Source organism: Roseomonas aeriglobus (genome assembly GCA_016937575.1).
In the GTDB taxonomy this organism is placed as follows: Bacteria; Pseudomonadota; Alphaproteobacteria; order Sphingomonadales; family Sphingomonadaceae; genus Sphingomonas; species Sphingomonas aerigloba.
Genome location: JAFHKN010000002.1, coordinates 3,604,491 through 3,619,644 on the forward strand (window position 1 = coordinate 3,604,491; position 15,154 = coordinate 3,619,644).

Consider the following 15,154-nt stretch of genomic DNA (forward strand, 5'->3'; position numbering starts at 1 on the left):
CTGTCAAATGCGCGCAAGGGGCATATGAACCGCATCATGGACGTCCAGAGCACCGCCGCCGCCGCCCCGCGTATCATTCGCCGCAGCGATTATCGCGCGCCCGACTGGCGGGTCGATACGATCGATCTGAACTTCGATCTCGATCCTGCGCAGACGCACGTGACCGCGGTGCTGAACGTCGTGCGGAACGGCGATCATGATCGTCCGCTGCGCCTCGACGGGGACGGCCTGAGCCCGCTGTCGGTTTCGGTCGACGGCGCCGCGATCAACGACTGGCGGCTAGAGGACGGAACATTGGTGGTGCCGCTGTCGGGCGACACCCATGCGATCGAGACCGTAGTCGAGATCGCGCCGGAGACGAATACGCAGCTGATGGGCCTGTATTCGAGCGGCGGGCTGCTTTGTACCCAATGCGAGGCCGAGGGCTTCCGTCGCATCACCTTCTTCCCCGACCGTCCCGATGTGCTTGCGACCTACCGGGTCAGGATGACCGCGGACAAGGCGCGTTTCCCGGTGCTCCTGGCGAACGGCGATCCGGTCGGTTCGGGCGACCTCGACGACGGGCGGCATTGGGCGGAGTGGCACGATCCGTTCCCCAAGCCGAGCTACTTGTTCGCGCTGGTCGCGGGCGATCTGGTCGCCAACCGCTCGACGTTCGTCACGCGGTCGGGGCGCGAGGTGCAGCTGGGCATCTGGGTCCGCGCCGCCGACCTGGCCAAGACCGACCACGCGCTCCAGGCGCTGGAGACGTCGATGCGCTGGGACGAGCGTGTCTATGGCCGCGAATATGACCTCGACGTGTTCAACATCGTCGCGGTCGACGATTTCAATTTCGGCGCGATGGAGAACAAGGGGCTGAACATCTTCAACAGCCGCTACATCCTCGCCGACCCCGACACCGCGACCGACTATGATTATGACGGCATCGCTGCGGTCGTTGCGCACGAATATTTTCATAACTGGTCGGGCAACCGCATCACCTGCCGGGACTGGTTCCAGCTGTCGCTGAAGGAAGGCTTCACCGTCTACCGCGACCAGGGCTTCTCCGCCGACCAGGGCAGTGCGGCGGTCAAGCGGATCGAAGACGTGCGGGGCCTGCGCGCGGCGCAATTCCCGGAGGATGCGGGCCCCCTCGCCCATCCCGTCCGCCCGGACGAATATATCGAGATTTCCAACTTCTACACCGCGACCATCTACAACAAGGGTGCCGAGCTCATCCGGATGATGGCGACGATCCTGGGGCCGGAACGGTTCCGGGCCGCCACCGACCTGTATTTCGACCGGTTCGACGGACAGGCCGCGACGTGCGAGGATTTCGTCGCGTGCATGGAGGAAGGCGGCGGCGTCGACCTCAGCCAGTTCCGGCTCTGGTATTCGCAGGCCGGCACGCCCCGCGTCACCGCACGACTGGCGCACAGCGGTGGCCGCGCGACCCTGCACCTGTCGCAGCGCGTGCCGCCGACGCCGGGCCAGCCCGACAAGCAGCCGATGGTCCTGCCGCTCAAGATCAAGCTGTTCGGCGGAGAGACGGGGACGGCGCTGACCGAGGAACAGCTGTTCCTGCTCGACAGCACCGAGGCGGAGATCGCGTTCGAAACCGTGCCGGAACGGCCGGTGCTGTCGATCAACCGCGGCTTTTCCGCGCCGGTCATCGTCGAAACCGACCGGACCGCGCAGGATCTCGCGTTCCTCAGCGCGCACGACGATGATCCCTTCGCCCGCTACGAAGCGATGCAGCAGCTGATGCTCGATACGCTAGTCACCACCGTCGCGACCGGGCGGGGGAACACGCGCGCCGTCGTCGAAGCGGTACGCGGCACGCTGACCGATCCGGCACTCGACGCGGCGTTCATTGCGGAGGCGGTGTTGCTGCCGTCCGAAAGCTTCGTCGGCGACCAGATGGCAGTGGTCGATCCGGATGCGATCTATCACGCGCGCGAGGCGCTCAGGACCGAGCTCGGCCGTGCGCTCGAGGACGAATGGCGGGCCGCCTATGCCGCGTGCCAGTCGGCGTCCTTCGAATATTCGCCGTCCGCAAAGGGCCGCCGCCGGCTGCGGACCGTCGCGCTCGGCTATATCACCGCCGGCGGGGCCAGCGATGCGGCGGCCCTGGCGTTCGCGCAGTTCGAGACGGCGGACAATATGACCGACCGCCAGGGCGCGCTCGTGACGTTGGTCGGCGGTGGGTCGGACGAGCGGGAGGCGGCGCTCGACATCTTCTACAACCGCTACGCCGACAATCCGTTGGTGCTGGACAAATGGTTCCAGGTCCAGGCGCTGTCGACGCGTGACGATACCGTGCAGGTGGTCGAGGAGCTGGCGCGCCACCGCGACTTCACGCTTGCCAACCCCAACCGGGCGCGCGCGCTGGTCGGGGCGTTCGGGGTCAACCAGCGCGCGTTTCACGACGTATCGGGGCGCGGCTATCGCTTCTTGGCCGATCAGCTGATCGCGCTAGACAAGCTCAATCCGCAGACCGCAGCCAAGCTGCTGCCGCCGCTTGGCCGGTGGAAGCGGTTCGACGCTGGTCGCGCCAGCCTGATGCGCGGCGAACTGGAGCGGATATTGGCAACGCCGGGCCTGTCGAAGGATATGTTCGAACAGGCGTCGAAGAGCCTCGACTAGCGAGAGGGGCGAGACGCGGGTCGGCTGCCGGTGCGCTTGCGAACCCGCGCGAAACCGTGTTCGTCGCGCGCCATGCGAGCCGTTCGCCCGACGCCCCTCCTGCTCCTGTTGACCGTTGTCCTGGTCGCGCTCGCGTTGCTGCGGCCGGTCGATCATGACGAAAGCCAATATGTCGCCGCGGCGATGCTGACGGCGGACGGGTGGCTGCCGTATCGCGACTACGCCTATCTCCAGACGCCGCTCCAGCCCTTCGCCTTTGCGCCGCTCCTATGGGTGTTTGGCGCGTTCGCTTGGCCGGCGCTGCGAATCGCCAACGCGCTGCTCGGCGTGACGACGATCGCGGCGGGGTGGCGGGTAATGCGCGAGGGTGGAGTCGCGCCTGGTGTCGCAACGGTGAGCGCGGCGCTGTTCGCGGCGAGCGACATCCTGCTGTTTTCGGTCGGCACCGCGCGCAACGACGCCCTGCCCGCCGCGTTGCTGGCGGTTGCGCTGATCCCGATGCTGCGGGCGGAACGCGGGATGGGCACGCGGGGCGGTGCGGTGCTGGCCGGACTGCTGCTGGGCGCCGCGGCGTCAGCGAAACTGTCCTACGCGCTGCCGGCCGCAGCCTATGGGCTCTACGCGCTCGCCGTCCGGCGGCACCGTCCCCTCTGGGTCGCGCTCGGGGCCACACCCGCGGTTCTGCTGGTGGCGGGGCTGGCGGTGCTGGCGCCCGACGGTTTCCTGTTCGGCGTGCTGACGTTCCCGGCCGAGGCGCCAGCGGAATATTATACGGCGGCCGGGCGGGCGTCGAAGCTGTCGGTCGCGGCGAAGCTGGTCGATACGCTGAAGTTCCTGGCGCTCGGTCCGGCGTTGCTGGCACTGATTGCGATCGTCGGCCGCGCGCGGTCGCCCCATGCACAATCCCTCTCGGTGCGGGGCAGGGAACGACGATTGCTCGACCTGCTGATCGCCGCCGGGCTACTCGCCGCGCTGCTCCCGTCGCCGACGTGGCGGCAATATTTGTTGCCTATGCTGGTGCCGCTGTTCGTTCGGCTCGGATACATATGGCAGAGCCGGCCACCGGCGCGTGGCTGGCGGATCGCGGCGGTGGTCTTCGCCTGCGCCGGCCTTGCGCCGAGCGTCGAGGCACTCGCCAAAGGCGGTACGCTTGCCGAGGGCATGGCCGTGGCGCGGACGCTCGGTCACGCCCGCGGTGTCGCGACCTTGTCCCCGCAAACCCTGACCACCGCGCCCGATCGCCGTTTCGCGACCGGCCCCTTCTATTTTCGGAGCCGGACGCTGCTGGCGGTGGAGCAGGAACGCGCGCTGCATCTCGTCTCCCGGGCGCGGCTGGACGTCCTGTCGGCTGATCCGCCGGCCTTCGTGCTCGTCGGGGGGGAGGGTGCGTGGAGCAGCGGCGACGAGTCGCTCGACGCGGACCTCGAGCGCTGGGCGGTAGCGAACGGCTATCGGCTGGACCGGCGGATCAGCGCGCGTTTCCGCCTCTACGCGCGCACCGCCGCGCGCGCCGTGCCCTCGATGGCTCCGCGGTAATAATCGACCAGTATCGCGGCATGGTCCTGATCGGTCCGGACCTTCACGGCGGCGTGGCGGCAGGCGGCGCGCAGGATTGCGGGGTCGCGGCGGAACAGTCGGCCGATCGCCGCGGCGCAGCTGCGGGCGTCGCGCGCGCGATAGGTTTCGGCGAAGGGCGCTTCGGCGATATCGGACGCACCGCCTTCGTCGGGGACGATCAGCGGCATTCCGCTCGCCACCGCTTCCAGCGCGACCAGGCCGAAGGGCTCGGCGTCGGATCCGTGGATCAGCGCATCGGCGCTCGCCATGATGCGCGCGAAGCGTAAGCGGTCGTAGACCGGGCGAAACAGGCGGATATGCGGGCTGTCCGCAACCTGCCGCGCAAGCTTCTGGTGATCGACGCCCTGGCCCAGCAGCACGAGCCCGACCGGAATCCGCTCGCCTGCGCGCTCGACCGCGTCGATGATCGTCGGCCAGCGCTTTTCCGGGTGATGTCGTCCGACGCCCAGCAGCAGCTTCGCCTCGGGCGGCAGGCTGCACTGGGCGAGCAGCGCGGCGCGCAAGGCCTCGTCGCGCAGATCGGGCGAGAAATAGCCGCGATCGATGCCCAGCGGCATCGCGGCATCGACGTGCAGCCCGCGGCGCTCGTGACGCCGGGCGAGCTCGCCGCCGTTGGTCACGAACAGGTCGAACCGGTCAAGGAACCGGGCCATGTAGCGTGTATACCAGCTGCACCAGCGTTCGACCGTCGACGTTTCCGCGACGCCCTCCAGCCAGCGCACCGCATAGGCGCCCATATTGTCGTTGTGCGCGAAGAACACCTTCAGCGCTCGGCCCTGCCACTCGGCAACGATCCAGGCCGGGCGCCAGGGCGAGGAGACCTCGACGACATCGGGATCGAGCGCATCGAGCAGCCGGGTGATCGGCGCCGCGTCCCAGAACATGCCATAGCTGCGATCGAACGGCAGGCGGGGCGCCTTGACCCAATGGATCACGCCGCCGCCGGGACGTTCCTCGACCGCGTCCTCATAACCGGGCGCGATGACGATCAATTCGTGGCCCAGGTCGGCCAGAATGCCCATCTTGCGATCGAGATAGGTGCGGACACCGCCGCCGGTCGGCGAGTAGAATTCGTTGACGTCGACGATCCGCACGAGGCGCCGTCAGTCTTCGTGTGGAGCGAAGCCGGACAGGCCCCGCAGATATTGCGCGCGGATCGTCACCGGCGTGACGCCGCTGCCGATGGTGACCAGCGCCTGGTCGAGCTGCGGGCGGCTGCGGCCAAGCTTCGCCGCACCGACGAAGCCCGCGCCGTCGCGCCAGAAGTTGAATTTGTTCTTGCCGTCGCGGTCATGCGTGAAGAGCAACGCATAGCGACCCGGGGCGGGCGCACGGATGCAGATCGTGACCGCGCCGCTGGCCGGGGTTTGCGCCCAGGCGCGTCGGAAGACCTTGCCCTCCTTCACCAGATCGGTGTCGTCCTTCAGGAAATCATTGGCGTTGGCGGGATAGAGTTCGAGTTTCAGCCGGCCGGTGCGGTCTTTCAGGCCGGTTACCGTCACCTGCAGCGCCGGTCCGCGGACGCCGGCGCAGCTGGCCGATTCCTCGATGACCTGCTGCGCGGCAGCGGGTGTCGCGAGTGAAAGGAGGGCGATGGCGGCAAACAAGCGGATCATGCGCGGTTCCGGACAAACAGACTGTGCACCCCGAACACGCCGATCAGCGCGACGTGGACGGCCAGGGTCAGCGCGGCGGTGAAGGCCATCAGGTCCGACAACGCTTCGCCTTGTCCAATCAATAGGATGGCGAAATTGGCGAAAAGAAGGTCCTTGTTCGGCACCAGCGGCAGACGCGACACCAGCAGGCGCGCCGCGGCCAGGAACAGCCACATGCCCAGCGCCACGTCGGGCATCGCAAAGGCCCAGGCGACCGCGATCATCAGCGACCCGAACGCGAGTCGCAGGCAGTGCATGTTGAACACCCACCACAGCATCCGCCGGGGCAGCGAGAAGACGCGGCGTGAAAAGATCAGGAACGGCAGCGAGATGGCGAGCGTAATGGCGGCCGAACCTGCCACCATCTTGAACATTTCGGGAGACAGAAGGTCGCGCGCGAACGGCAGCGACACGACGACCATCGCGAGCGTGATGAGGTTGCCGGCGACTGCAGACAGGATCGTCACGTCCTTCACCGCGCCGAACGGGGCGGCAACCATCTTCATTCGCGCGCGTGCCCAGACGTAGAAATAGGCATCGCCCGAATAGCCGACGACGACCTCGTTCGCGATTCGCTTCTTGACCAATGCAACCAGCCCCGCCGCCGGCAGACCCCATAACCGGCGGAAGATCAGCCAGTCGAACGTGGGCGCGGACATGTAGAGCAGCGCGAAGGCGAGGTAGAAGGCCGGACTCGCCGGCACATGCCGCCACAGCGCCTGCAGCCCGTGGTCGAGCAATTCGCGCGCCAGCCCGGCCACCATCAACAGCGTCAGCGCGCCCGCCAGGATGACCGGCCAGCGGCTGCGGATCCGTTCGATCGGCACCAGCGCATCGACGTCGTCGGTGGGCGCCGCGGCTATGGCGGTGGCGGATTGGCGCGGCAGTTCGGGTGAACTCAAGATGGGATACTCGGCCCTGTAACTTCCGACGCTCGGCTTCGGCGCTGGACGATATGATCGCCCGATCACACCGGAATTTTGCATGGCTGCAATAAACGGCAGTTTCGTGGCAGTCACCCAGTTACGTTAGCCTGCTTGCAAATTCGCCGTCACGGCGCGGCGCGGCGCGGCGCGGCGTCGAAGGGCGACGCCTGTCGTATTTGTCCGCCTTGTCTTCCCGCGCCGGGCGGGTAGGAGGCGCGCGCGATGACGCAGCCACCGGCCCATCATATCCTGACCTATGCTTTGACGCTGGACGGTGGCGGGGTGGAGCGGGTGCAGCTTCGATTGGCCCGCGAATGGATCGCGCGTGGGCGCCGGGTGACGCTGATCGTCGGCTGCGACGCCGGACCGCTGGCAGAGGAGGTCGCGCCCGGGGTGGAATGCGTGCGGCTTAACACGCGCGCCTATGCCGCATTGGTTGGACGGGTGCCCGCCATTGTGGCGCGGTTGCGGCCCGATGCGATCTTCTGCCCCGGCAATCGCTATACCGCCGTCGCCGGCTGGACGCGCCTACGGCTGGGGCGCGCCTGTCCGCCCACGCTGGCCAAACTGTCGAATGCGCTCGACCGCATCGATATGACGCTGCCGATGCGCGCAGCCTACCATATGTGGTTGCGGCGGCATCCGGCGTTCGTCGACACCCTCGTCGCCATGAGTCCTGCGCTGGCGGACGATGCGGCGCGACGCATGGGCATGCCGCGCCATCGGATCGCCGTAGTGCCGAACCCGCCGCCGCGACGGGGGGAGGGGGCGGTCGGCGTCGACCTGCCGCCCCGCTATCTGCTTGGAGTCGGTCGTCTGGTGCCGCAGAAGCGCTGGGACCGTGCGATCGAGGCGCTGGCGCGAATCGCCGACCGTACGGTTCCGCTGATCATCCTGGGCGAAGGTGCGGAGCGCGAAGCGCTCGTCCGTCAGGCGGCGATGCTGGGGCTAGGCGACCGGCTGCGCCTGCCCGGTCATGTTCCCGACCCTATGCCGGCGATGAGCGGTGCCGCCGCAGTCGTCCTGACGTCCGATTACGAAGGCGTGCCGGGCGTCGTGCGCGAGGCGTTGTCGGTCGGCACGCCGGTGGTCACCACCGATTCGACGCTGGCCATGCACGAACTCATCCCCGATGCCCGGCACGGCAGCATCGTTCCCCGCGACGATCTGGCGGCGCTGGTCGCGGCGATCGACGAGCGGCTCGGCGCGGGCGGCGAGCGTCCGGCACCGGTCGCGGTGACCGGCGACCCGGCCGGCGACTATCTGTCGCTGTTCGATTCGTTCGTGTCGTCGAAATCGTCCTCGCCATCCTGATCCTCGGCCGCGCGCTCGCCGCGGCGTTCGAGCGCCGCCTTGACCATCGCGGTGATCGGATCGGCCAGCGCCAATCCCAGGATGCCGAGCAGTGCGCTGGCCAGGATCTGCGTGCCAAGCGTCAGCGCCGGCGGCATATCGACCGTCTTCTTGGCGACGATCGGCAGCAGGACATAGCCGTCGAAGACCTGCACCACGACATAGGTCGCGATCGCCCAGATGCCGGTGTCGACCCCCGCCGAAAATCCGACCGCGATCATCAGCGCACCCGAAATGAACGCGCCGATATTGGGGATAAACGCGAGCAACCCGGTCAGGATGCCCAGGATCATCGCCATCGGCACGCCGCCCGCCATCAGCGCGACCCAGGTCAGCACACCTTCGGCGACCATGCCCAGGATACGCCCGAACAACAGCCGCCGCAGCGTATGTCCCATGCGCCGCACGGTCAGCGAGAATTCGTCGCGGTGCTCCTGCGGGACCAGCCATTGCAGCCCGCGTTCATAGGTCCGCGGATCGATCGCCACGAACAGGCCCACGACCAGGATCATGAACATCGTCGTCAGACCGCCGATGGCGGTGCCGACCCAGGACGTCAGCCGCCCGACCGAACTCAGCGCCTGGCGCGCGATGCCGTTGATGTCGGACGCGCCCGGCATCAGCCCCTGGCTGCTCAGGAACGCGCTGAACCGCGCGGCCTGGGACTCGAGCGTGGAGCGAAGCTGGGTGATCTGCTCGGTCACCTGTACCCCGGTCAGGTAGAAGGTGCCGACCAGGAACGCGACGGTCAGCAGGCAGACGATCAGCAGCCGCCACGGCCGCCCGATCGGCAGCACGCGCCCGAGCAGGCGAACGCCGCCATCGAGCAGCGAGGCGAAGACCAGGCCCGCCAGAATGATGAGCAGCGGCTGGATCAGCAACACGACCAGGGCGACCGCGGAGATCATCCCGATCCATACCGCCGCGCGCTTGATTTCCTGCCGGACGAAGGGATCGCGGACTTCGCTCGGGCTGGCGCCGTCCAGAACGGGCACCGGGCGGCGGCCGTCGCGGATGACGGTGTCGGACGACGGCGTGTCGCTCATTGCTGGTCCTTCTGCGGGTGAAGCGACAGGCCGGCGCGGCCCGAGCGGAAGGATTTCGGCCAGGTCAGCGGGTTGAGCGTCGCCGTACCATCCAGCGAGAAGGTGATGAATTCGGCGCGTCCGCCGATATTCTCCCACGGCACTGCGCCGCCCAGCCCCTTGTCGGGCTCCACGGGGAAGCGGCTGTCAGCCGAATTGTCGCGATTGTCGCCCATCAGGAAGACGTGATTGGGCGCGACGGTGATCGGGCCGTAGTTGTCGCCGAACGAGTAACCACTGTCGATCGTGTCGTAGGACCGCCCGTTCGGCAATGTCTCACGATAGATCGGCAGGCGGCACATTTCGCGGCCATCGGCGCCTCGCACGATCGCGTCGGGGCCATAGCTGGTGCACTGGTTGTTCGGATCGACCGGCAGCAACCGGTCGCCCATCGCGCGGCGCGGGACTTCGCGTCCGTTCAGGAAGACGACGCCCCCGCGGACCTCCAGTCGGTCGCCGGGCAGACCGATGACGCGCTTGATGTAGTCGGTGCGGGTGCCAGGCGGCGTCACGATCACCACGTCGCCACGCTCGGGCAGCGATCCGAACAGCCGCCCCTGCATGAACGGCAGCAGGTGGAAGGTCGGCGTGACGAAGCTGTAGCCGTAGGGAAACTTCGTCACCACCAGCCGGTCGCCGACCAGCAGTCCCGGCATCATCGATTCGGACGGGATATAGAAGGGCTTGGCTACCAGGCTGTGGAAGCCGAGCACCGCGACGATCAGCCAGAGCAGCCCTTTGAGCTCCGCCCACCAGTCGGTCCGGCGCGCGGCCGGGGCCGGTTCGCTGCCATCGACGTGCACGTCGTTCGGGTTGCCGGGATTGAGCGCCACGTCTTCCGCCATCATCCTTCCTTGATCGCCTCGATGATGACGAACGCCTGGGCCCAGGGAAGGTCGTCGGTCAGCGTCAGATGTACCACAGCGACGTGGCCCTCGGGGGTCATGGCGTCAAGCCTCGCCTTCGCCCCGCCGGTCAGGGCCAGCGTCGGGGCACCGCCGGGGCGGTTCACGACGCCGATGTCCTTCATGAACACGCCGTGCGCGAAACCGGTCCCGACCGCCTTGGAAAACGCCTCCTTGGCGGCGAAGCGCTTGGCGAGCGTGCCGGCTTTGGTGAACGGGCGGCGGTCGGCCTTGGCGCGCTCGACGTCGGTAAAGCAGCGCGCTTCGAACCGCGCGCCGAAGCGGTCGAGCGAGGATTGGATCCGTTCGATATTGCAGAGGTCGGAGCCGAGGCCGATGATCATGATACCAGTCCTCCCCTGCGAGGGGAGGTGGCGCGCACAGCGCGTTGGAGGGGTGTCCCGCTATGCGGAAAGGGTGACACCCCTCCGTCAGGCCTTCGGCCTGCCACCCCCCCTTGCAGGGGAGGATGAGCACCACCTATCACCGCGCCGAATCCATCAGGTCGCGCATCCGTCGCACGACCGGGCCCAGCCCCTCGAAGATCGCCTCGCCGATCAGGAAATGCCCGATGTTGAGCTCGCGCACCTGCGGTATCGCCGCTACGGGCACGACGTTGTCGAACGTCAGCCCGTGGCCGGCATGCACTTCGATCCCGTTCTTCGCCGCCAGCGCCGCGGCGTCGGCGATGCGGCGCAACTCCGCGGTCTGTGCGTCACCGGACAGTTCGGCATAGCGGCCGGTGTGGAGTTCGACGACCGGCGCCTTCAGCCGGATCGCCGCTTCGATCTGGCGTGGATCGGGTTCGATGAACAGCGATACCCGGACGTGCGCGTCGCCGAGCGCGGCCACCATCGGCGCCAGGTGGTTGTGCTGACCGGCGGCGTCCAGGCCGCCTTCGGTCGTCCGTTCCTCGCGCCGTTCGGGCACGATGCAGGCGGCATGCGGGCGGTGGCGCAGCGCTACGCCCAGCATCTCCTCGGTCGCCGCCATTTCCAGGTTCAGCGGGACCGGCAACCCGTCCGACAGTCGCGCGATATCGTCGTCGGTGATGTGCCGGCGATCCTCGCGCAGATGTGCGGTGATGCCGTCGGCACCCGCCTCCGCCGCCAGGAACGCGGCGCGCACCGGATCGGGATAGCCGCTGCCGCGCGCGTTGCGCACCGTCGCGACATGGTCGATGTTGACCCCGAGGCGAAGGTGGGGCGCGCTCATGCCGCGGCCCGGCTCCCCGGCTTCACCGCCGGAATCGCCGCGAGTTCAGGCGGCAGCGCATCCGCCGGATAACTCGGGACATCGAGGCGGATCAGCGGGAAGAAGGGCACGTCGAATTCGGCCTTGCCGTTCGACCGGTCGACCAGCGCGGCGGCGGCGACGACGGTGCCGCCAGCCGCGGCGATCGCCTTCATCGCCTCCCGGCTCGACAGGCCGGTCGTCACGACATCCTCCATCATCAGCACGCGCATCCCGGGCTCCAGGCGGAACCCGCGGCGCAGCTCGAAGGTGCCGGTCGGCCGTTCCAGGAACATCGCCGGCACGCCGAGCGAGCGACCCATCTCGTGTCCGGCGATCACGCCGCCCATCGCAGGCGAGACGACAGCGTCGATTTTCAGGTCTTCGGGCAGCGTCGCGGCGAGCGCGTCGGTCAGCCGCGCGGCGCGGCGCGGGTCCATCAGGACGCGCGCGCATTGCAGGTAGCGCGGCGAGCGCAGCCCCGACGACAGGATGAAATGGCCCTCCAGCAGCGCTTGCGCGGCACGGAACTCGTCGAGCACCTGTTCTTCGGTCATGGCCGCCCGCATAGGCAGCGCGACAGGCTATCGCAACGGCCGACGCAAAAACCGTAGCGCTGGGCGCTTGAGGCATCGGCATCCCCCGCGTATAGGCCGTCGGGATTGGGTCTTTTTCTTTAGGCCCGGGCGGCGCGTGTGTGTCTGCCGCCATCGAACAGGGACTTGGGCTAAACACAGATGCGCATGACTGGTCTGAAGACGATCATCGCCGCCGCCGGGCTCGTGCTCGCGGGCAGCGGTGCTGTCGCCGCTCCGGCGAATACTGCCGCGCCGGCGGCTGCTGCCGCGACGGGCGCTGCGCCCACCGCCGCCGCTCCGGCCGCGGCTGCGACTCCGGCCGCCAAGCCGGCCGATCCGCTGGTCGGCCCCGACGGCACGCCGCTGATCACCCCGGTCGAACATGTCGGTCAGCCGTCGGACGGCTGGTTCGGCATGCAGACGCAAGTCACGCCGAACGGCCGCCAGGCGCGTCATTTCCATGACGTGTGGCTGGTGCCGCTGATCACGGCGATCTCGCTGCTGGTTCTGGCGCTGCTCGTTTACGCGATGATTCGTTTCCGGGCGAAGGCGAACCCCAACCCGTCGAAGACCAGCCACAACACGCTGATCGAAGTGATCTGGACGCTCGTCCCGGTCCTGATCCTGGTTGCGATCGCGGTTCCCTCGATCCGGCTGCTCGCCGCGCAGTTCAAGCCGGCGCCGGCCGGCGCCGTGACGCTGAAGGCGACCGGGAACCAGTGGTACTGGACCTATGAATATCCCGACCATGGCGGCGTGCAGATCACGGCGAACATGCTGAAGGAGCGCAACGAGGTTCCGGCCGGCACGCGCTTCCGCACCGATGCCGACGGTCCGCGCCTGCTGGCGACCGACAACCGCATCGTCCTGCCGGTCGGCGTGCCGATCCGTCTGCTGACGACCGCCGCCGACGTGATCCACAGCTGGGCGGTCCCGGCGTTCTGGATCAAGCTCGACGCGATCCCGGGCCGCATCAACGAAACAAGCTTCACCATCGAGAAGCCGGGCCTGTACTTCGGACAGTGTTCGGAACTGTGCGGTGCGCGTCACGCGTACATGCCGATCGCGGTCGAGGCCGTGACGCCACAGCAGTTCGCGGCATGGATCGCGGCCAAGGGCGGCACGATGCCGGGGGCGGCTGCAGCATCGACGACCGCGGCGACCGCCAATCCGGGCGCCGCGCCGGATGCCGGCGACGACACCGCGACGGCAGCCAACGCGATCGTGCCCGCCAACGGCACCGACGCGGTCGTCAACATGACCGAGACTCCTCCCACTTCGAACCAGGCCGCAACCGCCACCAAGGCGGCGTTCGGCGCTCGTGGAAACTAACCGATGACCGATACCGCGCTCACCCCGTCCGCGTTCGACGCGCACGGTCACGCCCATGACGCGCATCATCACGATGCCGATCACAAGCCGGCCTTCTTCGCCCGCTGGTTCCTGTCGACCAATCACAAGGACATCGGGACCCTCTATCTGATTTTCGCGATCTGCGCCGGCATCATTGGCGGCGCGATCTCGGGTCTGATGCGGGCGGAACTGATGCACCCGGGCATCCAGTATCTGCCGCAGTGGGCGGGCGTGCTGCACGGCGGCACCGCGACCTTCGACGAAGCACTGCACTTCTGGAACGTGCTCATCACCGCGCACGGCCTGATCATGGTGTTCTTCATGGTTATGCCGGCGATGATCGGCGGGTTCGGCAACTGGTTCGTGCCGATCATGATCGGCGCGCCGGACATGGCCTTCCCGCGCATGAACAACATCTCGTTCTGGCTGCTGGTGCCGTCGTTCGCGCTGCTGCTGGCCTCGCCGTTCTTCGGTGGCGCGGGCAACGGCTGGACGCTCTACGCGCCGCTGTCCACTTATGGTGAGCCCGGGCCGTCGACCGACATGGCGATCCTGTCGCTCCACCTCGCCGGCGCCTCGTCGATCCTGGGCGCGATCAATTTCATCACGACCATCTTCAACATGCGCGCGCCGGGCATGACCCTGCACAAGATGCCGCTGTTCGTCTGGTCGGTGCTGGTCACCGCCTTCCTGTTGCTGCTCGCGCTCCCGGTGCTGGCGGCGGCCATCACCATGCTGCTGACCGATCGTAACTTCGGCACGACCTTCTTCGATCCGGCCGGCGGCGGGAACCCGGTGCTCTACCAGCACCTGTTCTGGTTCTTCGGTCACCCCGAAGTGTACATCATGATCCTGCCGGGCTTCGGCATCATCAGCCACATCGTCGCGACGTTCAGCCGCAAGCCGGTGTTCGGTTATCTCGGCATGGCCTATGCCATGGTGGCGATCGGCGTGGTCGGTTTCGTCGTGTGGGCGCACCACATGTTCACGACCGGCCTCAGCGTGAATACCAAGATGTATTTCACCGCGGCGACGATGGTCATCGCGGTCCCGACCGGCATCAAGATCTTCTCGTGGATCGCGACGATGTGGGGCGGGTCGATGCGCTTCCCGACCCCGATGGTCTGGGCGATCGGCTTCATCTTCATGTTCACCGTCGGTGGCGTGACCGGCGTCGTGCTCGCCAATGGCGGCGTCGACGATTACATGCAGGACACCTATTACGTCGTCGCGCACTTCCACTATGTGCTGTCGTTGGGCGCGGTATTCTCGCTGTTCGCGGGCTTCACCTACTGGTTCCCGAAGATGAGCGGCAAGATGCTGAACGAATTCCTCGGTCAGCTGCACTTCTGGGTGTTCTTCATCGGCGTGAACATCCTGTTCTTCCCGATGCACTTCCTGGGGCTCCAGGGCATGCCGCGCCGCTATCCGGATTATCCGGATGCCTATGCGCACTTCAACAACGTCGCCACGATCGGTTACATGATCATGGCGGCGGGCATGGTGATCTTCTTCGTGAACGTCATCTGGTCGTTGATGGCGGGCAAGAAGGCGGGCGACAATCCGTGGGGCGAAGGCGCGACCACGCTCGAGTGGACGCTCAGCTCGCCGCCGCCGTACCACCAGTTCGAGACGCTGCCGAAGGTCGACTGACCCCAGCGCAGCGCCTTGCTGGAATGATGAAACGCCTCGGCAGCAATGCCGGGGCGTTTTCTTTTGCTAACTGTTGCGCGCGCGAGGCGCCAAGAAATGGCGCAAATTACCGTGGCGATTTAGGCCTGTGTATCACCCGCCAAAGATAAGCGTTTCAGTCCAGTGCCTTAGGAGAATGGCACGCCTCCTGCAAAGTCCCTTGCGTGCAGC

General features: G+C 67.4%; 13 protein-coding genes. 5 read left to right on the plus strand and 8 right to left on the minus strand.

Annotation, left to right across the window (positions count from 1 at the left end; translation table 11 throughout):
• The first annotated feature begins 24 nt into the window (after positions 1-24).
• Entirely contained in the window at positions 25-2,625 is a 2,601-nt protein-coding gene (gene pepN, locus JW805_17685) for an aminopeptidase N (GenBank protein ID MBN2973843.1), read from the plus strand.
• Positions 2,626-2,697: 72 nt separating this feature from the next.
• Entirely contained in the window at positions 2,698-4,161 is a 1,464-nt protein-coding gene (locus JW805_17690; protein ID MBN2973844.1) for a hypothetical protein, read from the plus strand.
• Here the strand turns inward: JW805_17690 and JW805_17695 are convergent.
• Genes JW805_17695 through JW805_17705 form a run of 3 tightly spaced genes read right to left on the minus strand, consistent with a single transcriptional unit; the run spans position 4,113 to position 6,760 of the window.
• Positions 4,113-5,297 (minus strand): glycosyltransferase, encoded by a 1,185-nt coding sequence (locus JW805_17695; protein MBN2973845.1) that lies wholly within the window; start codon positions 5,295-5,297, stop codon positions 4,113-4,115. The genes JW805_17690 and JW805_17695 overlap by 49 nt on opposite strands.
• A 9-nt stretch (positions 5,298-5,306) precedes the next feature.
• Entirely contained in the window at positions 5,307-5,819 is a 513-nt protein-coding gene (locus tag JW805_17700; GenBank protein ID MBN2973846.1) for a DUF2141 domain-containing protein, read from the minus strand.
• Entirely contained in the window at positions 5,816-6,760 is a 945-nt protein-coding gene (locus JW805_17705) for a hypothetical protein (GenBank protein ID MBN2973847.1), read from the minus strand. Before JW805_17705 ends, JW805_17700 begins: the two co-directional genes overlap by 4 nt.
• A gap of 246 nt (positions 6,761-7,006) precedes the next feature.
• On the opposite strand from JW805_17705, the gene JW805_17710 reads away from it, so the two are divergent.
• The gene (locus tag JW805_17710; GenBank protein MBN2973848.1) at positions 7,007-8,098 is read left to right on the plus strand and encodes a glycosyltransferase; all 1,092 of its coding nucleotides are present in this window, start codon (positions 7,007-7,009) and stop codon (positions 8,096-8,098) included.
• On the opposite strand, the gene JW805_17715 is transcribed toward JW805_17710, so the two are convergent.
• From JW805_17715 to JW805_17735, 5 genes are all read right to left on the minus strand, one after another.
• Positions 8,044-9,183, minus strand: coding sequence for an AI-2E family transporter (locus JW805_17715; protein ID MBN2973849.1), 1,140 nt, complete (start codon positions 9,181-9,183; stop codon positions 8,044-8,046). The two genes, JW805_17710 and JW805_17715, sit on opposite strands and share 55 nt — an antisense overlap.
• Complete coding sequence (lepB, locus tag JW805_17720; GenBank protein MBN2973850.1) at positions 9,180-10,067, minus strand: signal peptidase I; 888 nt, start codon at positions 10,065-10,067, stop codon at positions 9,180-9,182. Before lepB ends, JW805_17715 begins: the two co-directional genes overlap by 4 nt.
• Complete coding sequence (locus JW805_17725; protein MBN2973851.1) at positions 10,067-10,471, minus strand: holo-ACP synthase; 405 nt, start codon at positions 10,469-10,471, stop codon at positions 10,067-10,069. Before JW805_17725 ends, lepB begins: the two co-directional genes overlap by 1 nt.
• A 139-nt stretch (positions 10,472-10,610) precedes the next feature.
• The gene (locus tag JW805_17730) at positions 10,611-11,342 is read right to left on the minus strand and encodes a pyridoxine 5'-phosphate synthase (GenBank protein MBN2973852.1); all 732 of its coding nucleotides are present in this window, start codon (positions 11,340-11,342) and stop codon (positions 10,611-10,613) included.
• Complete coding sequence (locus JW805_17735) at positions 11,339-11,917, minus strand: orotate phosphoribosyltransferase (protein ID MBN2973853.1); 579 nt, start codon at positions 11,915-11,917, stop codon at positions 11,339-11,341. Before JW805_17735 ends, JW805_17730 begins: the two co-directional genes overlap by 4 nt.
• A 186-nt stretch (positions 11,918-12,103) precedes the next feature.
• On the opposite strand from JW805_17735, the gene coxB reads away from it, so the two are divergent.
• On the plus strand, positions 12,104-13,270 hold the full coding sequence (gene coxB / locus JW805_17740) for a cytochrome c oxidase subunit II (GenBank protein ID MBN2973854.1): 1,167 nt from the start codon (positions 12,104-12,106) through the stop codon (positions 13,268-13,270).
• Positions 13,271-13,273: 3 nt separating this feature from the next.
• Positions 13,274-14,944 carry a cytochrome c oxidase subunit I gene (gene ctaD, locus JW805_17745; GenBank protein MBN2973855.1) on the plus strand — a complete coding sequence of 557 codons (1,671 nt, stop codon included), beginning with the start codon at positions 13,274-13,276 and terminating at the stop codon, positions 14,942-14,944.
• Positions 14,945-15,154: the final 210 nt, after the last annotated feature.

Coding starts and splice junctions, on each gene's coding strand:
- JW805_17700 (MBN2973846.1), bottom strand. CDS start 5,819: ATGATCCGCTTGTTTGCCGCCATCGCCCTCCTTTCACTCGCGACACCC.
- pepN (MBN2973843.1), top strand. CDS start 25: ATGAACCGCATCATGGACGTCCAGAGCACCGCCGCCGCCGCCCCGCGT.
- JW805_17725 (MBN2973851.1), bottom strand. CDS start 10,471: ATGATCATCGGCCTCGGCTCCGACCTCTGCAATATCGAACGGATCCAA.
- lepB (MBN2973850.1), bottom strand. CDS start 10,067: ATGGCGGAAGACGTGGCGCTCAATCCCGGCAACCCGAACGACGTGCAC.
- JW805_17730 (MBN2973852.1), bottom strand. CDS start 11,342: ATGAGCGCGCCCCACCTTCGCCTCGGGGTCAACATCGACCATGTCGCG.
- JW805_17715 (MBN2973849.1), bottom strand. CDS start 9,183: ATGAGCGACACGCCGTCGTCCGACACCGTCATCCGCGACGGCCGCCGC.
- JW805_17735 (MBN2973853.1), bottom strand. CDS start 11,917: ATGACCGAAGAACAGGTGCTCGACGAGTTCCGTGCCGCGCAAGCGCTG.
- JW805_17710 (MBN2973848.1), top strand. CDS start 7,007: ATGACGCAGCCACCGGCCCATCATATCCTGACCTATGCTTTGACGCTG.
- JW805_17690 (MBN2973844.1), top strand. CDS start 2,698: ATGCGAGCCGTTCGCCCGACGCCCCTCCTGCTCCTGTTGACCGTTGTC.
- ctaD (MBN2973855.1), top strand. CDS start 13,274: ATGACCGATACCGCGCTCACCCCGTCCGCGTTCGACGCGCACGGTCAC.
- coxB (MBN2973854.1), top strand. CDS start 12,104: ATGACTGGTCTGAAGACGATCATCGCCGCCGCCGGGCTCGTGCTCGCG.